The sequence below is a fragment of the Microbacterium sp. oral taxon 186 str. F0373 genome (assembly GCF_000411455.1).
Classification (GTDB): domain Bacteria; phylum Actinomycetota; class Actinomycetes; order Actinomycetales; family Microbacteriaceae; genus Microbacterium.
Genome location: NZ_KE150457.1, coordinates 99,292 through 122,335 on the forward strand (window position 1 = coordinate 99,292; position 23,044 = coordinate 122,335).

At 70.2% G+C, this 23,044-nt stretch carries 20 protein-coding genes; 4 read left to right on the forward strand and 16 right to left on the reverse strand.

The window, feature by feature from the left end:
* Window positions 1-65 precede the first annotated feature (65 nt).
* The 5 genes from HMPREF1529_RS00475 to HMPREF1529_RS00495 form a co-directional block, all read right to left on the reverse strand.
* Complete coding sequence (locus HMPREF1529_RS00475) at window positions 66-1,052, reverse strand: aldo/keto reductase (RefSeq protein ID WP_005048760.1); 987 nt, start codon at window positions 1,050-1,052, stop codon at window positions 66-68.
* On the reverse strand, window positions 1,049-1,432 hold the full coding sequence (locus tag HMPREF1529_RS00480; protein ID WP_005048759.1) for a MerR family transcriptional regulator: 384 nt from the start codon (window positions 1,430-1,432) through the stop codon (window positions 1,049-1,051). The genes HMPREF1529_RS00475 and HMPREF1529_RS00480 overlap by 4 nt, the downstream gene beginning before the upstream one ends.
* A gap of 61 nt (window positions 1,433-1,493) precedes the next feature.
* Window positions 1,494-2,399: a phosphodiesterase gene (locus HMPREF1529_RS00485; protein ID WP_016463279.1), complete on the reverse strand. Its 906-nt coding sequence runs from the start codon at window positions 2,397-2,399 to the stop codon at window positions 1,494-1,496.
* A 74-nt stretch (window positions 2,400-2,473) separates the two neighbouring features.
* Window positions 2,474-2,806, reverse strand: a complete 333-nt coding sequence (locus tag HMPREF1529_RS00490; RefSeq protein ID WP_005048753.1) for a hypothetical protein — start codon at window positions 2,804-2,806, stop codon at window positions 2,474-2,476.
* A complete protein-coding gene (locus HMPREF1529_RS00495; protein WP_016463280.1) occupies window positions 2,806-4,158 on the reverse strand; it encodes an inorganic phosphate transporter in 1,353 nt (450 codons plus the stop codon). Before HMPREF1529_RS00495 ends, HMPREF1529_RS00490 begins: the two co-directional genes overlap by 1 nt.
* 176 nt (window positions 4,159-4,334) lie before the next feature.
* Between HMPREF1529_RS00495 and HMPREF1529_RS00500 the strand changes: the two genes are divergently transcribed.
* A complete protein-coding gene (locus tag HMPREF1529_RS00500; RefSeq protein ID WP_016463281.1) occupies window positions 4,335-6,458 on the forward strand; it encodes a S9 family peptidase in 2,124 nt (707 codons plus the stop codon).
* A 232-nt stretch (window positions 6,459-6,690) separates the two neighbouring features.
* Here HMPREF1529_RS00500 and HMPREF1529_RS00505 read toward each other — a convergent pair whose 3' ends face one another.
* The gene (locus HMPREF1529_RS00505) at window positions 6,691-7,992 is read right to left on the reverse strand and encodes an ISL3 family transposase (RefSeq protein WP_016463282.1); all 1,302 of its coding nucleotides are present in this window, start codon (window positions 7,990-7,992) and stop codon (window positions 6,691-6,693) included.
* Between the two features lie 166 nt (window positions 7,993-8,158).
* Between HMPREF1529_RS00505 and HMPREF1529_RS00510 the strand changes: the two genes are divergently transcribed.
* Window positions 8,159-8,995, forward strand: coding sequence for a DUF559 domain-containing protein (locus HMPREF1529_RS00510; RefSeq protein ID WP_016463283.1), 837 nt, complete (start codon window positions 8,159-8,161; stop codon window positions 8,993-8,995).
* Window positions 8,996-9,137: 142 nt separating this feature from the next.
* On the opposite strand, the gene HMPREF1529_RS00515 is transcribed toward HMPREF1529_RS00510, so the two are convergent.
* The 4 genes from HMPREF1529_RS00515 to HMPREF1529_RS00530 form a co-directional block, all read right to left on the reverse strand.
* Window positions 9,138-10,166: a 6-phosphofructokinase gene (locus tag HMPREF1529_RS00515; protein WP_005048745.1), complete on the reverse strand. Its 1,029-nt coding sequence runs from the start codon at window positions 10,164-10,166 to the stop codon at window positions 9,138-9,140.
* 112 nt (window positions 10,167-10,278) lie between these two features.
* A complete protein-coding gene (locus tag HMPREF1529_RS00520; protein WP_016463284.1) occupies window positions 10,279-12,456 on the reverse strand; it encodes a DEAD/DEAH box helicase in 2,178 nt (725 codons plus the stop codon).
* Window positions 12,457-12,742: 286 nt separating this feature from the next.
* Window positions 12,743-15,043 (reverse strand): heavy metal translocating P-type ATPase, encoded by a 2,301-nt coding sequence (locus tag HMPREF1529_RS00525; protein ID WP_016463285.1) that lies wholly within the window; start codon window positions 15,041-15,043, stop codon window positions 12,743-12,745.
* Between the two features lie 17 nt (window positions 15,044-15,060).
* The gene (locus HMPREF1529_RS00530) at window positions 15,061-15,270 is read right to left on the reverse strand and encodes a heavy-metal-associated domain-containing protein (RefSeq protein ID WP_005048740.1); all 210 of its coding nucleotides are present in this window, start codon (window positions 15,268-15,270) and stop codon (window positions 15,061-15,063) included.
* Between the two features lie 103 nt (window positions 15,271-15,373).
* On the opposite strand from HMPREF1529_RS00530, the gene deoC reads away from it, so the two are divergent.
* A complete protein-coding gene (gene deoC / locus HMPREF1529_RS00535; protein ID WP_005048739.1) occupies window positions 15,374-16,090 on the forward strand; it encodes a deoxyribose-phosphate aldolase in 717 nt (238 codons plus the stop codon).
* 21 nt (window positions 16,091-16,111) lie between these two features.
* Here deoC and HMPREF1529_RS00540 read toward each other — a convergent pair whose 3' ends face one another.
* From HMPREF1529_RS00540 to truB, 4 genes are read right to left on the reverse strand one after another with little or no spacing between them, the layout of a single operon-like run.
* Entirely contained in the window at window positions 16,112-17,059 is a 948-nt protein-coding gene (locus HMPREF1529_RS00540; RefSeq protein WP_005048737.1) for a bifunctional riboflavin kinase/FAD synthetase, read from the reverse strand.
* A complete protein-coding gene (locus tag HMPREF1529_RS00545) occupies window positions 17,056-17,562 on the reverse strand; it encodes a hypothetical protein (RefSeq protein WP_005048735.1) in 507 nt (168 codons plus the stop codon). The genes HMPREF1529_RS00540 and HMPREF1529_RS00545 overlap by 4 nt, the downstream gene beginning before the upstream one ends.
* A 43-nt stretch (window positions 17,563-17,605) precedes the next feature.
* Window positions 17,606-17,974 carry a hypothetical protein gene (locus HMPREF1529_RS00550; RefSeq protein WP_005048732.1) on the reverse strand — a complete coding sequence of 123 codons (369 nt, stop codon included), beginning with the start codon at window positions 17,972-17,974 and terminating at the stop codon, window positions 17,606-17,608.
* Window positions 17,971-18,885 carry a tRNA pseudouridine(55) synthase TruB gene (gene truB, locus HMPREF1529_RS00555; protein ID WP_016463286.1) on the reverse strand — a complete coding sequence of 305 codons (915 nt, stop codon included), beginning with the start codon at window positions 18,883-18,885 and terminating at the stop codon, window positions 17,971-17,973. Before truB ends, HMPREF1529_RS00550 begins: the two co-directional genes overlap by 4 nt.
* A gap of 251 nt (window positions 18,886-19,136) precedes the next feature.
* Between truB and HMPREF1529_RS00560 the strand changes: the two genes are divergently transcribed.
* Window positions 19,137-20,003, forward strand: a complete 867-nt coding sequence (locus HMPREF1529_RS00560; RefSeq protein WP_016463287.1) for an A/G-specific adenine glycosylase — start codon at window positions 19,137-19,139, stop codon at window positions 20,001-20,003.
* Between the two features lie 17 nt (window positions 20,004-20,020).
* Here HMPREF1529_RS00560 and rbfA read toward each other — a convergent pair whose 3' ends face one another.
* Window positions 20,021-20,455 carry a 30S ribosome-binding factor RbfA gene (gene rbfA / locus HMPREF1529_RS00565; protein WP_016463288.1) on the reverse strand — a complete coding sequence of 145 codons (435 nt, stop codon included), beginning with the start codon at window positions 20,453-20,455 and terminating at the stop codon, window positions 20,021-20,023.
* Between the two features lie 139 nt (window positions 20,456-20,594).
* Window positions 20,595-23,044: translation initiation factor IF-2 (gene infB / locus HMPREF1529_RS00570; protein ID WP_016463289.1), on the reverse strand; the 2,450-nt coding region annotated here is incomplete at its 5' end.

Below are 23,044 nucleotides of genomic sequence, written 5' to 3' on the forward strand. Positions count from 1 at the left end.
GTACACCGGGTATGCCGGTGCCCTCCGCCGCGGCACGAGAGCCGCGGGGGAGGGCACCCGCCCCGTCAGCGGTTGACCGTGGACATGTCGGCGTACCGCTCCCCCACCGGAACCGTGACCGCGCCGAGCGCGGCGAGCTGGTCCGAGGTCAGCACGAGATCGACCGCACCGATGTTCTCCTCGACGCGCGCAAGCTTGCGCGTACCGGGGATGGGCGCGATGTGCTCGCCCTGCGCGAGCAGCCACGCGAGCGCGACCTGGGCCGGAGTGGCCCCGGCATCCCGCGCGATCTGCTCCACCTCGTCGACGATCGCGAGGTTGGCCTGGAACGCCCCGTCGGCGAAACGCGGGTTGCTCTTGCGGAAATCGTCGTCGTCGAGCACGTCGAGCGAGCGGATCGTCCCGGTGAGGAACCCACGGCCGAGCGGCGAGTAGGGCACGAAGCCGATGCCCAGCTCGGTCAAGGCCGGCAGCAGCTCCGTCTCGGGGTCGCGCGTCCACAGCGAGTACTCGGTCTGCACCGCGGTCACGGGATGGACCGCGTGCGCGCGACGGATCGTCGCGACCGAGGCCTCCGAGAGGCCGTAGCCGCGGATCTTGCCTTCGGCGACGAGCTCGGCCAGCGCGCCGACCGTGTCCTCGATGGGCGTCGCGGGGTCCATCCGGTGCTGGTAGTAGATGTCGATGCGGTCGGTGCGCAGCCGGCGCAGCGATCCCTCCACCGCCAGGCGGATGTTGGCCGGCGTGCCGTCCAGCCCGCGCTCGTCACCCGCCGTGTGCCGGATCGTGCCGAACTTGGTGGCAATGACGGCCTCGTCGCGACGCCCGGCATCCGCCAGGGTCTTCCCGAGGAGCTCCTCGTTCGTGTACGGGCCGTACATCTCCGCGGTGTCGAGGAAAGTGACGCCGCGGTCGAGGGCACCGAGGATCGTGCGCGCACCGTCCGCGTCGTCCTGGCCCGCTCCCGTGTAGAAGGCACTGATGCCCATCAGCCCGAGACCGATGCGGCTGACCTCGATGGGCGTCGAGGTTCCCAGAGTGGTGGTCTTCATGAGAGTGAGATCTCCTTGTCGTAGATGTCGATCTTGTGGTCGATGGCCCGCAGGCTCGCGGTGATCTCGTCGAGCTGTGCGCGCACACGTTCGCGATGGGCGACGAGCAGCTCCCGGCGCTCGGGCACGGTGGACTCCCCCACGCGCACCAGCTCGGTGTAGCGGCGGATGCCGGCGATCGGCATGCCCGTAAGACGCAGCCGGGTCAGAAAGCGCACCCAGGCGATGTCCGTCTCGGTGTACCGCCGGTGCGAAGAGGATGCTCGGTCGATCGGCGCCAGCATCAGGCCCTCGCGCTCGTAGTAGCGCAGGGTGTGCGTGGACACGCCGGTGGCGTCGGCCGCCTCGGCGATCGAGACGCCTTCGTGGAGGAGTGTCATGCCCCCACGGTAGAACTTCGAGTGCACTCGAAGTCAAGCCGCCGACGGCACGGCGGACGCGTCACCGCTTGCGGGAGAACGCCTCGAGCCGTTCCTCGGGGCTGAGTGCGGCCATCGCGCGCGTCCACTCCTCGCTGAAGACGTCGGCGGTCTCCGCCTCGCCGACCGGCACGACGCTGTGCGTGATGGTGTCGTCGTAGACGTGCACGAGATGGAAGGACTGCCCGCCGTCCATGCCGTTGACCTCCTGCGGCGGCCGCTGGAGATTCATCGTGTAGCAGGTCGCCGATGCGACGCTGACCGGGATGCCGGCGAAGGTTCCCGCCGTCGCGTAGTGGAGGTGGCCGGCGAGGATGGCGCGCACGTCGCTGCCGGCGAGCGCCTGCTCGAACTCGCTCTGATGGCGAAGTTCGAGGATGTCGAAGAACGGGATGTGGCTGGGCAGCGGGGGATGATGCAGGGCCAGCACGGTGCCCCGCGGCGCCGGCTCGGCGAGGATGCCGCGGAGCCAGTCGAGCTGCGCGGCATCCAGGTCGCCGTGGTGCCAGCCCGGCACGGAGGAGTCCAGAGCGATCAGTCGCAACCCGCCGAGATCCCACACACCGGTGACGGGTTCGAGGCTCGGCGGCTCATCGAGCAACCCCTCCCGGAGCGCCGGACGCTCATCGTGATTGCCCGCGACCCACACGATCGGTGCACCCAGACGCGCGGCGACGGGCTCGACCTGCGCACGCAGTGCGGCATAGGCCTCCGGCTCACCCAGGTCGGTCAGGTCTCCCGTGAAGACGACGGCGTCCGGTCGGACACCCGTGCGCTCGAGGGCCGCCAGCGTCGCGGTGAGGTTCGCGGCGGTGTCGTAGCGGCCGCCGAGGGGCCGGTTTCCGGCCAACAGATGCGTGTCGCTGAGATGGACGATCACGCGCTGGGCGGGCGGATGGATGCCGAACGAGAACGAGGCGGGGGCCATGAAGCCAGCCTAGGCGCCGCCGCCGCCGCGGCACAGGCTGCGCACACGGGCGTTGCGGGTGCAGCGCGGGACGATCAGCGCAGGACGATCAGCGAGAGCCCAGCGAGCACCGCGAGACCACACAGCGCGAACGACAGGTACGCGCCGATCCGCGCGAGACGCTTCTGCCCGTCGGTCAGGGGGCTCTTCTTCGCCGCCTTCGCCGCGGCTTTGGCCGCGCGGCGAGCCTCCTTCTCGCTGATCACGGTGATCGCGTCGGTGAACTCGGCGGGAGCGACGATGGGCGCCCGCCCGCCGCGCACCAGCAGCCGAAGACCGACCGCGTAGAAGCCGACGACGAGCAGCGCACCGATCAACGCGGCGGCGAAGACTTGGACGAAGGCGAACCAGTCGATGCTGATACCCATCAGCGCTCCCCCGTCTTCTCAGCACCGGACTTCTCGGCAGTGGATCTGTCCGTCGGCTTCTCGGGCGAAGGCTTCGCGGCGGCCGAGTTCTTTCCACGGGGTGCCGTGTTCTTCGCCCGCTCCTTCGCCCGGTCCGCCTTCTGCTGCGCGCGCTCGGCGCGCAGGAGCGCCCGCTGACGACGCGTGGGCGGCGGGTTGCGCTTGACCTTGACCGCGAGCCCCGAGTCCGCGACCTCGCTCATCGCATTCGACGAGTCGACGTGCGTGCGGCGCGAGCGCAGGAACAGAGCCACGATGATCGCGACGGCGAGCACCGCGTCGATGACGATGCCGGCGCCTCCGAACCAGACGACCAGCAGTGCGGCGAAGGCACCGACGGCGGCCGAGGCGGGCAGCGTCAGCACCCATCCCACGGCGATGCGCCCGACGGTGCGCCAGCGCACTTTCGAGCCGCGACGGCCGAGTCCGGAGCCGATGACCGACCCCGAGGCGACCTGCGTCGTCGACAGCGCGAAGCCGAGGGCGCTGGAGGCGAGAATGGTCGCCGCCGTGGAGGTCTCTGCGGAGAAACCCTGCGCGGGCTTCACGTCGGTCAGGCCCTTGCCGAGCGTACGGATGATGCGCCAGCCGCCCATGTAGGTGCCGAGCGCGATCGTGAGCGCACAGGCGAGGATCACCCACAGCTGCGGATCGGCGTGGGCACCGCTCTGCCAGCCCGCCATGATCAGCGCGAGGGTGATGACGCCCATCGTCTTCTGCGCATCGTTCGTGCCGTGAGCGAGGGCGACGAGGGAGGACGTGAAGATCTGACCCCAGCGGAATCCGTCGCGGCCATCGGGCTTGTTGTCGTAGCGACGTGTCATCGCGTAGGCGAGCCGCGTCGCCAGGAAGGCGATGACGCCGGCCGTGAACGGAGCGATCAGGGCCGGCAGGACGACCTTGCTCAACACCATGCCGAAATCGATGGCGGACGCGGTGGCACCGACGAGCGTCGCTCCAATGAGGCCGCCGAACAGGGCATGCGAGGAGCTCGAGGGCAGGCCCAGCAGCCACGTCAGCATGTTCCAGGTGATCGCACCGATCAGGCCGGCGAAGATGATCGGCAGGAACGCGAGCGGTTCGATCTGGTCCTCGCGGATGATGCCGTGCGAGATCGTCTTCGACACCTCCGTGGACAGGAAGGCGCCGACGAGATTGAGACTCGCGGCGAGCAGGACGGCGACCTTGGGCTTGAGCGCCCCGGTCGCGATCGGGGTGGCCATCGCGTTCGCGGTGTCGTGGAAGCCGTTCGTGAAGTCGAAGAACAGCGCCAGCGCGATCACCAGCACGACGATGAGGGCAGCGGTTTCCACAGTTCGCTTTCGTCGGGATTCACAGGAAGGGAGCCGACGGAATCGGCGATGCGAACGAAGAGTTCACCGTGGTTTCATACTCCGGCAACCGGACCACAGAAATACTCCCACATCCGCGACCCCGCACAGAACGGGGAGCCCACCCCGACACGCCGAGCGTGGATTAGCGTGGAACGGTGACCCGAGAGCCGTCCTCCACGCCGCTGTCCGCCCCCGTCGCCCCCGCGCGTCCGACGCTGCGTCGTCATCATGGCGACGAGGTGCGCGACGATTACGAGTGGCTCCGGGCGAAGGAGGATGCCGAGGTCATCGCGCACCTCGAGGCCGAGAACGCGTTCACCGAGCAGAGGACGGCGCACCTGGCAGGCCTGCGCCAGCGGATCTTCGACGAGATCAAGGCCCGCACCCTCGAGACCGATCTGTCCGTGCCGACGCGCCAGGGCGCGTGGTGGTACTACGGGCGCACCGTCGAGGGTAAGCAGTACGGCATCCAGTGCCGTGCGCCCCTGGCCGGCCCGGATGATTGGACGCCGCCCGTCCTGACCCCGGGGGTCGACGTGGAGGGCGAGAGCGTGCTGCTCGACAGCAACGTCGAAGCCGACGGTCATGAGTTCTTCTCCCTGGGCAGCTTCGACGTCTCCACGGACGGCTCTCGACTGCTCTACGGCGTCGATGTGGAGGGCGACGAGCGCTACACGCTGCGTGTGCGCGACCTCACCACCGGAGAGGATCTCTCCGACGTCATCGAGAACACCTCCGCGGGGGCGTCGTTCTCCCCCGACGGGCGGTACGTGATCTATACGACGGTCGACGACGCGTGGCGACCCGACACCGTGTGGCTGCACGAGGTCGGCACCGACGCCGCTGCCGACGCGCGCCTGTTCCACGAGCCGGACGAACGGTACTGGGTGGGCGCCGGCTTCACCCGCAGCGAGAAGTACCTGGTGATCGAGGTGGGATCCTCGATCACGACCGAGGAGTACCTCGTCGAGGCGACCGATCTTCGCTCAGAGCCGCGATCGATCTGGCCGCGTCGGGAGGGAGTCGAGTACTCCGCCACGCATGCCGTCGTCGGCGGCGAGGACGTGCTCTACATCGTGCACAACGACGGCGCGCTCGATTTCGAGCTGGTGCGCGTCGCGGCATCCGATCCGCAGGGTGAACGCGACGTCGTGCTGGCCCACACTCCCGGGCGCCGCGTGCTCGATGTGTCGGCCTTCCGCGACTGGGGGGTCGTGTCGTACCGCCGCGACGGCCTGTCGCGAATGGGAATCCTGGACTACGCCACCGGCAGCGTCGACGAGCTCGGCTTCGAGGAGGACCTCTACACCGCCGGAGCCGGCGGCAATCCGGAATGGGCCCCGCCGGTGGTGCGGCTCGGCTACGGCTCGTTCCTCACGCCGGGAACCGTGTACGACTACGACGTGGCGGCGCGACAGCTGCACCTGCGCAAGCGCCAGCCGGTGCTCGGCGGCTACGATCCGTCGGCCTACGGTCAGCGGCGCGAGTGGGTCACGGCATCCGACGGCACCCGCGTGCCCGTCTCGATCGTGTGGAAGCGATCCTTCGGCGAGCCGGGGGATGGCCCGCGCCCGGTGCACCTGTACGGGTACGGGTCGTACGAGCACTCCATCGAACCGGGATTCTCCGTCGCGCGTCTGTCCATGCTCGATCGCGGCGTCGTCTTCGCCGTCGCGCACGTGCGCGGCGGGGGCGAACTCGGGCGCCAGTGGTACGAGGACGGCAAGCTGCAGCACAAGCGCAACACCTTCACCGACTTCGTCGCGGTCGCGCGCCACCTGGTGGACACCGGCGTCACCGCACCGGATCGCCTGGTCGCGGAGGGCGGCTCGGCGGGCGGCCTACTGATGGGCGCGGTCGCGAACCTCGCCCCCGAGCTGTTCGCCGGCATCCTCGCGGACGTCCCCTTCGTCGATGCCCTGACGACCATCCTCGACCCCTCGCTCCCGCTGACGGTGATCGAGTGGGACGAGTGGGGCGATCCGCTGCACGACGCCGAGGTCTACGCCTACATGAAGTCGTACACACCGTACGAGAACGTGCGCGAGGCCGTGACGTATCCGCGGATCCTCGCGACCACCTCCCTCAACGACACCCGCGTCTACTACGTCGAACCCGCCAAGTGGGTGGCGCGACTGCGCGAGGTCGGCGCCGACGCGCTGCTCAAGTGCGAGATGGTCGCCGGCCACGGCGGCGTCTCGGGGCGCTACAACTCCTGGCAGCAGCGCGCCTTCGAGCTCGCCTGGCTGCTGGACGTGCTGGGCCTCGCCGAGGACTGACTCGGCCGGCCGGCCGGGCACGCGCACCGCACCGCGGTCACCCGCCGCGCGCCGCGCGCCGCGGGCCGCGCGCCGCGGGCCGCGGCTCGCCGAGAACAGGCGAATCGCCGGAAACAGGCGGAAATCGGCTGGATCTGCCTCTGCCCGGCCGATCGCCTGCGGCGGGGCGGCGCGACTCCTCCTCCCCCGTCGCGCGCAACCGGCACGTGTACACAAAAGCGGCTCTTCGGAATTAGGGGTGTAGCGCGGGTCTGAAGCCTCCGGCTTCGAGCAGTGATCTCGCGATGTAGTGGGTGAGGTTGCGGAAGCCGAGGGCGGAGCCGCGAAGGTGCTCGAGCCGGCCGTTGATGGCCTCCGTTGGGCCGTTGCTCGTTCCGGGGCGGTCGAAGAACGCGAGGATGTCCGCGGCGCGCTGCTTCAGCGTGCGGCCGAGGCGACGGACCTCTTTGAGCAGCGCGGGAACGCCGTTGCTGACAGAGTCAATCACCGCCCGCATCATCTCCTTCGCCTTGTTCTTGTCGGGTTCGCGGTAGGCGGCGACGATGCGCTGGTAGATGCCCCAGGTCGCTTCGACCTCGACGTGCTCCTCGGCGGCGAACACCGCGTCGAGCCGCGCGGTCTGCTTCTCGGTGAGGAAGCTCGCGCCGGTGTGGAGGGTGCGGCGGACCCCGTAGAGCGGGTCGCCGGCGTGACCGCGGTGCCCGAGAGTGTCCTGCTGAACCCTCTGCCGGCAGCGGTCCAGCGCGTCGCCCGCGAGACGGACGACATGGAACGGGTCCATCACCGGGACCGCGTCGGGGAGCTCTTCGGCCGCGGCGGTCTTGAACCCGGAGAACCCGTCCATCGCGACCACCTCGATCCGGCTCGACCACTCCGCAGGCCGGGCGGCGAGCCACTCCTTGAACACCTGCTTCGAGCGGCCCTCGACCATGTCCAGCAGCCTGGCCGGGCCCGTCTTGTTCCTCGCGGGGGTGAGGTCGATGATCACGGTCACGTACTTCTCGCCAAACCGTGTGTGACGCCAGACGTGCTCGTCGACACCGATCGTGGTGACCCCGTCGAACCTCGCCGGGTCGTCGATCAGGCGACGCTTGCCTTCGGCGATGATCGCGGTGTTCGCGGTATGCCACGACACCCCGAGCCCTGCTGCGGCGCGGGAGACGGTGAGGTGGTCGACCACGATCGCCGTGAGTGCCCACCCGATCCCGCCGCGGGAGATCTTCGCCCTCGGCGCCGCCGCCTTCGACGTGTCCTGCCGCCAGGTCCGGCGGCAGTGCGTGCACCGGTAGCGGCGCACCCGGACCAGCAGCGTCGTCGGCCGATGCCCGAACGGCTCATGCGCCAGCGGCCGCGTCACCGTGTCACGCGGCACGCCCTCCGCGCCGCACTTCCGACACCACGGGTCGTCCTCGACGACGCGGCACTCCAGCACCGCCCGATCAGGCTCGAGCAGCTGCCCGACGGCTTGAAGGCCGAGCTCGTCAAGACGGCAGAACGTGGTCAGGTCAGGGGTCGCGAACGTAGGGTGGTGCAAGTCGAGGTCTTCCGGCGGATGGTGAGCGTGAGAACTTCCATCCTGGAAGACCTCGACGCCCATCCGCGAACCAGCCGGCGGTCCCGGGCTACACCCTCAACTGCGAAGAGCCACACAAGCCCGTGCTGACGTCCCGCCTGCACCGGAGTTCGGTGAGAGTTCGAGGGTGACGGGGATCGACGACTGGCTGCGGGCGCGGGGCGGCGTCGCCCACAGCAGTGCGCTCCACGACGCCGGCTTCTCCACGCACCGGATCGCGGGCGCGGTCGCAGCCGGCTCCGTCGTCCGGGTGCGGCGCTCGTGGCTCACCATCCCCGAGGCGGATGCCGCGGTCATCGCCGCGGCCGAGGTCGGCGGCCGTCTCACCTGCGTCAGCGCGGCCGCTCGCCGCGGCCTCTGGGTCCCACGTGCCCCCTCCCTGCCGCACGTCGCGGTCGCGCATTCCTCGTCAGCCCGCGCGGATGACGGCATCCGCCTGCACCGCGCGCGGGCGCCGGTGCCGTTGCACCGGACCGACCCGCACGAGCACGTTCTGAACGTGATGTTCCACGTCGCCCGCTGCCTCCCGCGGGGCGACGCGCTCGCGGTGTGGGAGTCGGCGCTGCGCACCGGCGCGGTGGATGCCGAGGTCCTCGCCCGCGTGCAGTGGCGTTCGACGCGAGCGGCCGAGTTGGCGGAGGTGTCGGGTTCCTTGTCGGACTCGGGTATCGAGACGGCATTCGCCGCTCTCATGCGCTCCAGCGGTATCGCGGTGCGCCAGCAGGTGTGGATCGACGGCCATCCGCTCGACGGACTGATCGGCGCACGCCTCGCGGTGCAGCTCGACGGCTTCGCCCACCACCAGGGGCGAGATCGCCGCCGTGACCTGCGCGCGGATGCGCGGTTGGTCCTGCGCGGCTACACGGTGCTCAGGTTCGACTACCAGCAGGTGCTTTTCGATGCCGCCTACGTCCGAGAGACGGTCCTGCTGGCGATCGCCCAAGGGCTGCACCGTGCCCGTTGAGAAGACGGCGCCTCAGGCTCCGATCAGGCTTCGAGAAGAGGCGATCGGCCCAGAACAGGCGCGCGCGGAGCGCGGATGCCTGTTCTGGGCCGATTGCCTGTTCTCGGGCGGCGCGGCGCAGGGCGCGGCGCCGCACCGGGACTCAACCGAAGAGCGCGGCGGCCTCTTCGTAGCGGTAGATCGGCACCGTGTTCAGCTCGCCGAGCGCCTCGGCGAAAGGCACCCGCACGATGTCGGTGCCCTTCAGCGAGACCATCTGACCCCAGGCCTGCTCGTAGACGGAATCGGCGGCGTGCAGACCCAGGCGCGTCGCGAGCACCCGGTCGAAGCCGGAGGGCGAGCCGCCGCGCTGGATGTGACCGAGCACGGTCGCACGCGTCTCGATACCGGTCAGACGCTCGATCTCGGGCGCCAGAACCTCGCTGATGCCGCCCAGGCGAGGACGGTTGAAGGCGTCGAGCCCCTTGTCGCTGAAGGCCTCGTCCATACCCGTGAGCGTGAAGCCCTCGGACACGACGACGAGGGGCGCGCGCCCCCGGTCATGCGCCTTCTGCACCTGCGCGGCGATCTCAGTGATGGACATGGGCACCTCGGGGATGCAGATCACGTGCGCGCCGGCCGCGATGCCGGAGTGCAGGGCGATCCACCCCACGTGCCGACCCATGACCTCGGCGACCATGCAGCGCTGGTGCGAGTCTCCGGTGGTGCGGAGGCGATCCATGGCGTCGGTGGCGATGTTGACGGCGGTATCGAAGCCGAAGGAGTAGTCGGTGGCCCGGAGGTCGTTGTCGATGGTCTTGGGCACACCCATGACGTTGATGCCGTCGTTCCACAGCCGGTTGGCCGCGGCGAGCGTGCCCTCGCCGCCGATCGCGATGATCCCGTCGATGTGGTGGCCGTAGAGCGTCTTCGCGATGTTCTCGGCGCCGCCGCGGGGGCCCTCGTAGGGGTTGGTGCGGCTCGTGCCGAGGATGGTGCCGCCGACCTTCGAGAGGCCCTTGACCTCGTGGCGGGTGAGCGGGAAGAAGTCGCCGTCGACGACGCCACGCCAGCCGTCACGGATGCCGACGAACTCGATGTTGTAGTTCGTGGTGCCCTTGAGGACGACGCCGCGGATGACCGCGTTCAGTCCGGGGCAGTCTCCGCCGCTGGTGAGGATACCGATCTTCATGTGGAGATCCTTTGGTGATTCGGGATGTGATTCGGCGACGCTGCCTCCTTGACACTACCGCCGTATCGACGGCGGATGCCACCGCATCCGCCGTCGATAATCCCGGCCCGCCTCAGACCGCGCTGAGCGCCTGGCGCAGCAGGTGCATGAGCGCCGACAGCTGCACGGAATCGCTCGAGGTGGGGTCGAGCTGGGCGCCGTCCAGGGCACGCTGGGCAAGACCCTGCTTGGAGTCGATGAGCTCCGCGATCTTCGTGTCGATCGTGTGTGCGGCGATGATGCGCCACGCGGTGACGGGCTCGTCCTGGCCGATGCGGTGCACCCGATCGATGGCCTGCGTCTGCTCGGCGGCGGTCCACGAGAGCTCGGCGAGCACGACGTTGGATGCCGCCTGCATGTTCAGTCCGACGCCGGCCGCCGTCAGCGAGCACACGGCGATCGCCACACCGGGGTCGGTGTTGAAGGCGTCGATCGCCTGCTGGCGGGCGGTGGTCGTCTGATCGCCGCGGATGGAGATCGTCCGAAGGCCGGATGCCGCGAAGTGCGCCTCTGCGGCATCCATGACGTCGATGTGCTTCGCGAAGAAGACCACCTTGCCGACCGAGCGCTGCAGCTGCACGGCATAGTCGGCGGCGAGATGGGCCTTGGCCTGACCGATCTTGCGGACCATCGTGAAGACGTTGTCCGCGCCGGCGGCCGACGCCTTCGCGTCTTCGAGTTCACCGTGCGCGACGAGGCGGACGATGTCGTCGTCGACCTCGCCGATGAGCACCTTGTCGCCGCGCGCCTCGATGATGCGGCGGTACTTGGCCGCCAGGCGCGATCCGAGCTCACGCTCCGCTTCGCGGATGGAGCGTCCGAACTCGTCGTCGAGTTCCACCGGCAGGTCGGCGACGAGCTTGTCGGGAAGATCGGCCGCGACGTCCTTCTTCTTTCGACGGACGATGCCCATCGAGATCACGGCGTCGCGCGCCTCGGGGTAGAACGCCTTGTCGGCCGGCGTGAATCCCGTCGCGTCGAGCTTCTCCATGAGCTCGGGCCCCGGCTTCTCGCCGTTGGTCCAGCCGAGGAAGCGCCAGATCGCGTCGAAGTCTTCGACGTCGTTGATCAGGGGCGTTCCGGTGAGCGCGAGCATCAGCGGGCTTCGCACCTGCTCGCGGATGCGCCCACCCAGCGCCAGCACGTTCTGGGAACGCTGCGACGTGAGGTTCTTGATGAAGTGGGCCTCGTCGACGACCATGCCCTTCACACCGAGTGAGCCGAGCCAGGACAGGTGCCGGTCGAGCACCTCGTAGTTGACGATGAAGACGTCGGCGAAGGCGTCGACGGTGTCGCCGTCGCCGTGGATGACGGTCGCGCGACGCTGCGGGGTCCAGCGCTCGACCTCGCGCGCCCAGTTCATCTTGACGACATTGGGAACGACCGCCAGAAGCGGGTACGCGTCGGCGACGGAGGCGGCGAGCACCGACTGTGCGGTCTTGCCCAGGCCCGGCTCGTCGGCCAGCAGGAAGGAGCGGTGACCCGCCCGGACCGCCTCGAGGAACCGCGACTGGTGCGGCATGATCTCGAGCCCCTTGGGCGAGAGCCGGTCGAACTCGGGCACGGGGGGAAGCTCCATCGACGCGCTCGCGCCTCCGGCGCCCGTCTCGAACGCCTTGTACAGCGGCCCCATCAGCTCCCAGCCGTCGAGGCGGCGGCGCGCGGTGGATGCCGGTGCGCGCAGTGCCACGTCGGGAGCCAGGAACGGGTTCGCCTCACGGCGCGCCTCGATCTGCGGCGGCACGACCTGGCGCTCGGCGAGCGCCGCGGGCACGACGGGAGTCTGTCCCCAGCCCTGAGCGGCGGGCGCGGCATCGGTGATGATGAGCTCGTCATCGGGCAGCTCCGCCCCCGACTCGAGGAGCCAGTCGCGGCGCATGCGCTTGGCGACCGGCGAGGTGGCCTGGTCGACCTCGAGCAGCTGGATCAGCGAGGTGTCGCGAGCCGCGGTCTTGGCGAGGATCGTCGCGACGCCGTCGAGGCGCTTGAGCAGCTCGGCACGCGCAGCGGTGGGCACGGTCTCGTCGGCCTTGACGCGCGCGCGCTCCTCGCGGACGAGGAAGGCGATGACCTGGAACTTGACACGGTTGGTCGGGCCGAGCTTGCCCTTCTGGGCCTTCGCCTCGACCTCGCGCACTTTGCGGGCGAGGATCGGGATCAGCGGGGCGTCGTCGTCGCGCCGTGCGGACGAGCCGCGATGGGACGAGCCGCGTCGGCGTGACGCGGTGGCAGTGGATGCCGTGGTCGGCATGCTCCTCCTGAGCGTGAAGCGCCGGAAGACCGGCGTGGGTCCGGTCGGATGACCGGTCAGTCGTTCCGCAGCGGTCGCCGCGGGGTGGCGCGAGGTGCGGATCCTTCGGCTGCGGGTACTCGCTTCTGCGAGCTGCGGCGACGAACGGCGCGGACCTCCCGCTCAGTCTAGCGCGCCCTCCCCCACTGCCGCGAGCCGCCACATTTCGGACGAGCCGCCACGATTCGGACGCACGAATGGTGGCGGCTCGCGAAGAACGTGGCGGCTCGCGGGAATGACGAGCGGGTCAGCGGCGCAGCCGCAGACTGTTGAGGACGACGAAGACGCTCGAGAAGGCCATGGCCGCGCCGGCGATCATCGGATTGAGCACGCCGAGCGCTGCCAACGGCAGGGCGGCGACGTTGTACGCGAAGGCCCAGAACAGGTTGCCGCGGATGATGCGCATGGTGCGCCGGCTGAGGCTGATCGCGGTGAGCACCGGCGACAAGCCGCTGCCGGTGACCGCGATGTCGCTCGCATGCATCGCGGCATCCGTCCCCGACCCCATCGCGATGCCGAGATCGGCGGTCGCCAGCGCGGCCGCGTCGTTGACACCGTCGCCCACCATGGCGACCCGGTGTCCGGCGGCACGCAGCCGCTCGACCTCGGCGACCTTGCCTTCCGGGAGCACGCCGGCGATGACCTCCTGGATGCCGACGGCGCCCGCGACCGCCCGCGCGGCGCCCGCGTTGTCACCGGTCAACAGCACGACCTCGAGGCCCATCTCCCGCAGCGCCGTGACCGTCTGAGCGCTGTCGTGACGAACGGTGTCGGCGACGGCGATGACAGCGTTGATACGGCCGTCCCACCCGGCGACGATCGCGGTCGCACCGCCTCGCTGAGCGAGATCGACGGCGTCCTCCACCGCAGCGGCCCGCTCCGGGTCGGACGCGGCGGCCTGATCGAGGGCGAACGCCGGTCGACCCGCGAACACGCGGTGACCGTCGACGACACCGGTCACGCCGAGCCCGGCACGCCCGGCGAAGTCGCTGACCTCCCGAGGGTGCTCGGCGAGCGCTGCGACGGCGCGCGCGACGGGATGCTCGGACGCCCCCTCCAGCGAGCCGACAAGAAGTCGCACCATGGTGATGTCGGCTCCGCCGATCGGCGTGACGGCGTCGACCGTCATCGCCCCCTCGGTGACGGTACCGGTCTTGTCGAGGATCACGGTGTCGATCCTGTCGGCGGCTTCGAGCGCTTCGGGGCCTGTGATCAAGACGCCCAGTTGTGCACCGCGTCCGGTGCCGACGAGGATCGCGATGGGCGTCGCCAGCCCGAGGGCGCACGGGCAGGCGATGATGAGCACCGCGACGGCGGCAGTGAAGCCCGAGGCGAGCGCTTCGCCGGTGAATCCTCCCACCAGCAGCCACACGAGCAGCGTGAGGAGGGAGAGGCCGATGACCACGGGAACGAAGATCCCCGAGATGCGATCGGCCAGGCGCTGGACGCGACTCTTTCCGGCTTGCGCGTCTTCGATGAGCCGAGCCATCCGGGCAAGGCGGGTGTCGTCACCGACCGAGGTCGCCTCCACGACGAGGCGGCCATCGGCGGCGATCGTTCCGCCGGTCACGGCGGATCCGGCCTCCACGTCGATGGGCACGGACTCCCCCGTGATCATGCTCTCGTCGATCGACGCCTGTCCGCTGCGGACGACGCCGTCGGTCGCGACCTTCTCCCCCGGGCGCACGACGAAGGCGTCCCCGACGCGGAGCATCTCGATCGGCACGCGGCGTCCGTCCTCGAGCTCGACGTCCCGAGCGGACAGTTCCATGAGCGCCCGCACGGCTGCGCCGGCGGTGCGCTTCGAACGCTGCTCGATCACACGCCCGAGCAGGAGGAACACCGTCACCACCGCGGCGACCTCGAAGTACACCAACGAGGAGGGGTCGTGGACAGGAGCGAACATGCCTCCCTCGTGGCGCATGTCGAGCCGTCCGGCGGTTCCGAACAACAGCGCCCAGACGCTCCACAGCGTCGCCGCTCCCGTGCCGAGTGTGATCAGCGTGTCCATCGTCATCGCGCCGTGGCGTGCATTCGCGATCGTCGCGCGGTGGAAAGGCCATCCACCCCACACCACGACCGGCACCGCCAGCACGAACGAGACCCACTGCCAGCCCGGGAACTGCCACGCGGGAATCATGCCCAGCACGACGACCGGAACGGCGAGCGCCGTACTCACCCACAGTCGGGTCATTAGCGGAGTCGCGCCCGGCCGGTCCTCCACATCATGGACATGACCCCCCTGCGAGGCGTGCTCGTCGTGCGCTCCCGCCGCCGAGGCGTGCGCCCCTTCGTGTGCGTGCCCGCCGCGCTCGCGCACGCGGGCGTCATACCCCGCCTCGCGCACCGCGGCGATGAGAGCCGCGGCGTCGAGGCCACTCGGGTAGTGCACCCGCGCGGACTCGGTCGCGAGATTCACGGATGCCGAGACGCCGTCGATCCGCTCCAGCCGCTTCTCGACGCGCGCGACGCAGCTCGCGCAGGTCATGCCCTCGATCTCCAGCACCGCCTCTGCCTGCGGCTCGGCGTCCGACGTGGTCGTCTCCATGATCTCCTTCCCCTGCGTCAGCGTGCGACGACCGCGTAACCGGCCTCGTCGACGGCGGCGGCGATCTCGTCATCCGGCGCGGCGCCCTCGACGGTGACGGTGAGCGTGCCCTCGGTGACGTCGACGGCGACATCGGTCACGCCGTCGACCTTCCGGACCTCACGGGTGACCGCCCCTGCGCAGTGAGCGCAGGTCATCCCCTCGACGGCGTAGGTGTGCGTGGACATGGTGAACTCCTTTCGCCGACGGGGCGGATCCGCGTCGACTGTCGATGACAACCATGATACCCCCCTGGGGTATTCCCGCACCGTGCTGGCGTAGGCTGGGGACATGTCCAGCATCACCGAACGCGACCTTGCCGCGACGATCGATCACGCCATCCTGAAGCCCGAGCTGACGCGCGCCGATGTCGACGCCGAACTCGACATCGCCGCCGAATGGCGCGTGTTCAGCGTGTGCGTCCGCCCGAGCGACATCGCGCACGCCGTCGAGCGTCTGGCGGGCACCGGCGTCAACGTCGGCACCGTCATCGGCTTTCCGCACGGCACCACCTCCAGCGCCGCGAAGGTCGCCGAGGTCCGCCAGGCCCTCGCCGACGGCGCGGTCGAGTTCGACATGGTGATCAACATCGGCGCCCTGCGCTCGGGCTTCGACGACGCCGTCGTCGCCGACATCCAGGCGGTGGTCGCGGCCGCAGCCGGCAAGGTGACGAAGGTCATCCTCGAGACCTCGCTCCTGGACGACGAGCAGATCGCCCGCGGCAGTCGGCTGACCGAGGCCGGGGGCGCCGACTTCGTCAAGACCTCCACGGGCTTCGCCGGTGGCGGGGCGACCGTCCCCCATGTCGAGCTCATGCGCGCCAGCGTCGGCCCGCGCGTGCAGGTGAAGGCCTCCGGAGGGGTGCGCAGCTACGCCGATGCCCTCGCGATGCTCGCCGCCGGGGCAACCCGACTCGGCACCAGCGGCAGCGCCGTCATCCTCGGCGAGGCTCGCCGCGTGGATGCCGGAGAGCAGGCATCGGGCGCCGTCGACACCTCGTCGTACTGATCCCGATCGGGTGCGCGCGGCTCAGCCGAGCGCGGTGCGCACCCGGGTGACGTCGTCGTCCATCTGGGCGATGAGCGCCTCGATCCCCTCGAAGGCGACCATGCCGCGGATGCGGTTCGTGAACCGGATCTGCACGCGATGCCCGTAGAGGTCGAGCCCCGTCTCATCCAGCACGTACGCCTCGACCTGGCGCGTCGGAACATCGTCGAACGTCGGATTGGTCCCCACCGAGATCGCCGCCGGGTACCGGGTCGTCACCGTCGCACCGTCGGTGCCGAGGTCGACGAGCCAACCGGCATACACGCCATCGGCCGGGATGAAACCCTGCGCCTCGGGTGACAGGTTCGCGGTCGGGTAGCCGAGCTCGCGGCCGCGCTTGAGGCCGTGCACGACCTCGCCCTGCACCGCGTGCGGACGTCCCAGCAGGCGCGCGGCGCCCTCGACGTCGCCCGCCGCGAGCAGATCCCGCACCCACGTGGACGACACGCGGCGGCCTCCGCCCTGCACGTCCCCGACGACATCGACGTGGAAGCCGTACTCCGCCCCCAGACGCACCAGGGTGTCGGGATCACCCGCTCCCCCGTTGCCGAAGCGGAAGTCGTCGCCGACCATCACGTTGACCACTCCCAGGCCGACGAGCACGTGCTCGACGAAGGCACGGGGATCGAGAGAGGCCAGCGCCTCATCGAAGCGGAGCACGAGGGTGGCGTCGACCCCGGCGGCGGCGAGCAGGTCGAGCTTCTGCGGGAGGCTGCACACGGGCTGCGGGCACAGTTCGGGGCGCAGCAGGCTCAAGGGGTTGCGATCGAACGTGACGGCCACCACCCGTGCCCCGGCATCCTCCGCGGCGACACGCGCACGGTCGATCACCGCACGATGTCCGGAGTGCACGCCGTCGAACTTGCCGATCGCAACGACGCTGGGGCCGAACCCGGCCGGCACCTCCGCGGGGTCGTGAAAGACGATCACCAGCTGGAGCTCCCCTCGGTGCGCACGGCGCCCAGGCCCTCGCCATCGGACGCGGCTGCCGCGGCATCCGCCTCTTCCGCGCGCTCACGGCCTCCGCTGCGCAGCCACCACAGGCCGACGAACGGCAGCACGAGCGGCACCCAGAAGTAGCCGAAGCCATAGCCCGACCAGACGGTCGCGTCGTGGAGGAAGAGCTCGGGATGCGTGAGGCTGAGTGTTCCGACGATGAGCACGCCTGCCAGCTCGAAGCAGATCGCCACCCAGGCCACGAGGTACCACCGGCGGCTGTCCGACTTGACGAGGGCCACGGTAGCGAGCACGTAGACGACCGCCGCGAGCGCAGAGAGCGTGTACGCGAGCGGCGCGGCGGCGAAGTCCTGCACGATCTGAACGAACGAGCGTCCGGTCGCCGCCAGCGCCATGACCGCGTAGACGACGACGAGCACGCGCCCGATTCCCGTCATCCGGGTCGGGGCGGCGGCGTCGGTGTGTGGCGCAGTCATGACCTGTCAATGATAGGCGCCCACCTCCGCCGCAGCGGCGGCCTCACATGCCCGCGGTGGTCCAGATGACCTGCATGCGCCACACCATGACCGCGACCGACAGCGCAGCGATGCCCATGATCACCGTGCTCCAGCGGCTGCGTTCGATGAGCGCCCAGATGACGGATGCCGGGGGGATGAGCACCGCCGAGACGAGGTAGACCCAGAACTCCAGTGCGCTGCCGGCCGGCGGGTTGCCGACGAGGGGGGCGACGATCGCGACGACCACCTGGGCGAGCAGGAGCAGCAGGATCAGCGCCATCGCGCCGACCGTGAGATCGCTCGGTCGACGGCCGGCGAGTCCGAGGATGATCGCGACGAGTCCCGCCACGACGGCGACGGCGACTTGCACGATGGCGAACCACTCGATCATGCGTCCTCCGCCATGTTCATCGCGCTCTTGATGTCGGCACCGCGTCGCTCGACGATCCCGACGAGCCGGCCGTCGGGATCGATCGCCGCCGGCGTCGGTGACATCGCCCCCTCCAGCCGCGGTGCCGCGCCGACCAGACGTTTGCCGTGACGGAGGTCGCGCGCTTCGTCCGCAGTGACGGGGAGGGCACCGAGCACGGATGCCGCGACCTGCGCCGGCGACAGCAGCGGCGCGTCCGCAGCGATCTCGGAGACGGCGTCGCTCACCTCGAACGCGCCGATGCGCGTGCGCCGCAGCGCCGTCAGGTGGCCGCCGACTCCCAGAGCGGCGCCGAGATCGCGCGCCAGGGCGCGGATGTACGTGCCGCTGGAGCAATCGACGACGACGTCGAGTTCGATGCGCCCTTCGGCGGTGTCGCGGCGGCGGACGACGTCGAAGCGATCGACCGTCACCCGGCGGGCTGCCAGCTCGACGCTCTCTCCCGCTCGGGCGAGGTCGTAGGCGCGTCTGCCGGCGACCTTGATCGCCGACACGGTGCTCGGAACCTGATCGATCTCGCCCGTGAGCGCCGCGATGCCGGCGGCGATGCGCTCGTCGGTCACGGCCGCGAGGGCCTCGGCATCCGCCCACGCGGTCTCGATGCCGTCCGCGTCGTCGGAGTCGGTCGCAACGCCCAGCAGCACGGTGGCCTCGTATGTCTTGCCGAGCCCGACGATGAAGGTGAGCAGGCGGGTCGCCGGTCCGACCCCCAGGATGAGTAGCCCGGTGGCCATCGGGTCGAGTGTGCCGGCGTGTCCGATCTTGCGGGTGTTCAGGGCGCGGCGCGCCCGTGCGACCACATCGTGGCTCGTGATCGCCTGCGGCTTGTCCACGAGGAGGACGCCGTTGGGGGCAAGCAGAGAAGCGGGCATTGCTCCAGCCTAGGCGCGGCGCCACGTCTCGCCGTGTCCCCGCGCACCGCAGCGCCCCGCGTCACAGTGTGGCCCCGCGCCACGCTGCGGCCCGGTCTGCCTCGCCTCTTCTCCCCTGCCGTCCGACCGGTTCCGTCTTCAGTCCGCGCTGCCGCGGCAGAAGGCGGATCGTCGAGAACTCGCAGGCGCGCGGATGCCGCGATCGTGCGGAGACTGAATACGCAACGCGTCGGCGACCGTAGGCTGGTGCGATGCCCGACCTCGCGACGCCGCTCATCGCCTGGTACCGCGACAACGCCCGCGATCTACCCTGGCGCGCGGAGGGATTCGGGGCCTGGGGCGTGCTCGTGAGCGAGTTCATGCTGCAGCAGACGCCCGTGACACGCGTGATCCCCATGCTCGAAGCCTGGCTGACGCGGTGGCCGACACCCACGTCTCTGGCCGACGATCCGCCCGCCGCGGCCGTCGCACAGTGGGCGAACCTCGGCTACCCGCGACGGGCGCTGTGGCTGCACCGCGCCGCGGTGGAGATCCGCGACCGTCACGACGGGGTCGTGCCGCGTGAGGTCGAGGCCCTTCTCGCCCTGACGGGCATCGGCGACTACACGGCGCGGGCCGTCGCCGTATTCGCCTACGGCGAGCGTCACCCGGTGGTCGACACGAACACCCGGCGCGTCATCGCGCGGGCCGTCGATGGACGCTCTCAGCCGGGACCGCCGGCTCGCGGTGATCTGGCGGCGATGACGGCGCTGCTTCCGCGCGACGATCAGGATGCCGCGATCATGAACGCCGCCATGATGGAGCTCGGCGCGCTCGTGTGCACCGCGCGTGCAGCGCGATGCGACGTGTGTCCGATCTCCGCGCTCTGCGCCTGGCGTGCCGCCGGCTACCCCGACACCGGCGATCTGCGCCGCAAGCAGGCTGCCTACGAGGGCAGCGACCGTCAGGCTCGCGGAGCGGTGCTGCACGCCCTGCGCGCGGCGCCGTCACATGCGCTGCCCGCCGACGACGTCGTCGCCGACTGGCCGACTCCCGCGCAGCGTGATCGTGCGATCGACTCGCTCATCGTCGACGGACTCGTCGAGGTCGTCGACGGCAACCTGCGCCTGCCGCAGTGAGGCCGCAGCGATGAGGCTCAGTCCTCGTCGTCGTCCTCACGCGGCTTGACGTACGGGTCGGCATCGCCCGCGTACGCGGCCCCGGCCGCAAGCCCTGCCACGGCCGCATCGCGCTCCTGCGCCTCGCGCAGCAGCTGCGCGATGTGCCCCGCGTTCTCGGGAAGCGCGTCGGGGATGAACTCCAGCGACGGGGTGAGACGGATGCCGAGACGCTTGCCCACCTCGCTGCGCAGCATGCCGGTCGCGGCCTTGAGCGCAGCGGCGGAGTCTTCGCGCGCCTGGTCGTCGCCGTACACCGTGTAGAACACCGAAGCGTGCTGCAGGTCACCGGTGACGCGCACGTCGGTGATCGTCACGAAGCCGAGGCGCGGGTCGCGCAGCCCCTTCTCGAGCCGCTCGGCGATGAGCACGCGGATGCGGTCGGCGAGTCTCGCCTGCCGTTCGTTCGACATCTCTTTACCTCTTTCTGCGCCCGGCGAAGCCGGGAGGTCGGCGGAGGCGGAGCCGGTCGCGCCGCGGAGACAATCGGGGTAGGGGCCCCGCTCTTGTCTCCGCGGCGCGACCGGCGCAGCCGCAGCCGAACAGGAAGGATCAGCCGCGCGGCTTCTCCACCATCTCGGTCGTCTCGATCTCGTCGCCGACCTGGATGTCGTTGTACTTGCCCAGTCCGATACCGGCCTCGAAGTCGGTGCGGACCTCGGTGACGTCGTCCTTGAAGCGGCGCAGCGACTCGATGGCCAGGCCGTCGGCCAGCACGACGCCGTCGCGGATCACGCGAGCCTTGGCATTGCGCGTGATCGTTCCCGAGCGCACGATGACACCGGCGATGTTGCCGAACTTCGAGGAGCGGAACACCTCGCGGATCTCGGCGACACCCGACTGCACCTCTTCGAACTCCGGCTTGAGCAGGCCCTTGAGCGACTGCTCGACGTCGTCGATCGCGTTGTAGATGACCGAGTAGAAGCGCACGTCCACGCCCTCGCGGGCGGCGCGCTCGCGGGCCTTGGTGTCGGGACGGACGTTGAAGCCGATCACGATCGCGTTGTCGATCGTGGCGAGGTTGATGTCCGACTCGGTGATCGCGCCGACGCCGCGGTGGATGATGCGCAGCTGGACGCTGTCGTCGACCTCGATCTTCAGCAGCGACTCTTCCAGCGCCTCGACGGCACCGGAGACGTCGCCCTTGATAATGAGGTTGAGCGACTCGACCTTGCCCTCTTCGAGAGCACGGGTGAAGTCCTCGAGCGAGATGCGCTTGCGGGCCTTGGCCAGCTGGGCGTTGCGCTCGGCGGCCTCGCGCTTCTCGGCGATCTGGCGAGCCAGGCGGTCTTCCTCGGTGACGATGAAGACGTCGCCTGCGCGGGGCACCGAGTTCAGACCCTGAACCTGGACGGGACGCGACGGGTAGGCCTCGTCGACCGCGTCGCCGTTCTCGTCGATCATTGCGCGGACGCGGCCGTAGGCCGTTCCCGCCACGATCGCATCGCCGACGCGGAGCGTTCCGGACTGGATGAGCACCGTCGCCACCGAACCACGGCCCTTGTCGAGCTTCGCTTCGATCGCGACACCGCGGGCGGCCTTGTTCGGGTTCGCCGTGAGGTCGAGCCCGGCGTCGGCCGTCAGCAGGACGGCATCCAGAAGCGCCTGGATGTTCGTGCCCTGACGCGCCGACACGTCGACGAACATGACGTCCCCGCCGTACTCCTCGGCGACCAGCCCGTACTCGGTGAGCTGCTGGCGCACCTTCGCGGGATTCGCGTCGGGCTTGTCGACCTTGTTCACCGCGACCACGATCGGCACGCCTGCGGCCTGCGCGTGGTTGAGGGCTTCCACCGTCTGGGGCATGATGCCGTCGTCGGCGGCGACCACGAGGATCGCGATGTCGGTGACCTGCGCACCACGGGCACGCATGGCGGTGAACGCCTCGTGACCGGGGGTGTCGATGAAGGTGATGGCGCGCTCGATGCCTTCGTGCTCGGTCCACACCTGGTAGGCACCGATGTGCTGGGTGATGCCACCGGCTTCGCCCGCGACCACGTTGGTCTGGCGGATCGCATCGAGCAGTCGCGTCTTACCGTGGTCGACGTGACCCATGACGGTCACCACCGGAGGCCGGATCTCGAGGTCGTCCTCGCTCTCCGCCTCCAGCTCGGCCTCGAGGTCGAGACCGAAGCCCTCCAGGAGCTCCTTGTCCTCGTCCTCGGGCGAGACCATCTGGATCTTGTAACCGAGCTCGGCACCGAGCACCTCGAACGTGGCCTCGTCAAGCGACTCCGTCGCCGTGGCCATCTCGCCGAGGTTGAAGAGGATCGTCACGAGCGTTCCGGGCTGCACGGTGTAACCGCGCAGGGCCTCGAGCTTGTCCGCGAAGTCGGCGATGGATGCACCGCGGCGCAGGCGAATGATCTCGCCGTTGCCCTTCTGGACGTTGACGCCGCCGACGACGGGCGCCGACCGCATCTCGAATTCCTGCCGCTTCGCACGACGCGACTTACGCTGCTTGCTCTTGCCGCCACCCTTACCGAAGGCACCCGCGGTGCCGCCGCCGGGACCACGGCCACGACCGCCGCCACCGGCAGGACGACCCGCGAAACCGCCGGGAGCTCCCGGTCCGCCCGTGCCGCCGGGGCGCTGGAATCCACCGGCACCACCGGGACGACCCGGACCACCGGGACGCTGCTGGAACGGTGCACCCGGACGGCCACCGCCGCCGGGCCGACCGGCGCCACCGGGACGCGGGGCACCCGGACGCGGCGCGCCGGGGCGAGGGGCCTGCGGACGCGGGATGTTGCCCGGCGTCGGGCGCTGGCCCATGCCCTGCGCGGACGCGAAGGGATTGTTGCCCGGACGCGGGCCGGCGGGGCGCTGCCCCATGCCCTGCGCGGACGAGAAGGGGTTGTTGCCCGGTCGCGGTGCACCGCCCGGACGCGGTGCCTGCGGGGCGCTGGCGCCAGGGGTCGCCGGTGCGGCGGGTGCCGCCTCAGCGGCCGCGGGAGCCGCGGGAGCAGCCGGAGCGGCGGGAGCCGCCGGCGTCGCGGGAG

Bases quoted from the DNA above. Each gene is read 5' to 3' on its own strand.
- HMPREF1529_RS00490 (WP_005048753.1), bottom strand. From the start codon at position 2,806: ATGGGTATCAGCATCGACTGGTTCGCCTTCGTCCAAGTCTTCGCCGCC.
- HMPREF1529_RS00550 (WP_005048732.1), bottom strand. From the start codon at position 17,974: ATGATCGAGTGGTTCGCCATCGTGCAAGTCGCCGTCGCCGTCGTGGCG.
- truB (WP_016463286.1), bottom strand. From the start codon at position 18,885: ATGCCCGCTTCTCTGCTTGCCCCCAACGGCGTCCTCCTCGTGGACAAG.
- HMPREF1529_RS00545 (WP_005048735.1), bottom strand. From the start codon at position 17,562: ATGACTGCGCCACACACCGACGCCGCCGCCCCGACCCGGATGACGGGA.
- HMPREF1529_RS00475 (WP_005048760.1), bottom strand. From the start codon at position 1,052: ATGAAGACCACCACTCTGGGAACCTCGACGCCCATCGAGGTCAGCCGC.
- HMPREF1529_RS00485 (WP_016463279.1), bottom strand. From the start codon at position 2,399: ATGGCCCCCGCCTCGTTCTCGTTCGGCATCCATCCGCCCGCCCAGCGC.
- rbfA (WP_016463288.1), bottom strand. From the start codon at position 20,455: ATGTCGAACGAACGGCAGGCGAGACTCGCCGACCGCATCCGCGTGCTC.
- HMPREF1529_RS00515 (WP_005048745.1), bottom strand. From the start codon at position 10,166: ATGAAGATCGGTATCCTCACCAGCGGCGGAGACTGCCCCGGACTGAAC.
- HMPREF1529_RS00480 (WP_005048759.1), bottom strand. From the start codon at position 1,432: ATGACACTCCTCCACGAAGGCGTCTCGATCGCCGAGGCGGCCGACGCC.
- HMPREF1529_RS00520 (WP_016463284.1), bottom strand. From the start codon at position 12,456: ATGCCGACCACGGCATCCACTGCCACCGCGTCACGCCGACGCGGCTCG.
- HMPREF1529_RS00525 (WP_016463285.1), bottom strand. From the start codon at position 15,043: ATGGAGACGACCACGTCGGACGCCGAGCCGCAGGCAGAGGCGGTGCTG.
- HMPREF1529_RS00530 (WP_005048740.1), bottom strand. From the start codon at position 15,270: ATGTCCACGCACACCTACGCCGTCGAGGGGATGACCTGCGCTCACTGC.
- HMPREF1529_RS00560 (WP_016463287.1), top strand. From the start codon at position 19,137: ATGCCCGACCTCGCGACGCCGCTCATCGCCTGGTACCGCGACAACGCC.
- deoC (WP_005048739.1), top strand. From the start codon at position 15,374: ATGTCCAGCATCACCGAACGCGACCTTGCCGCGACGATCGATCACGCC.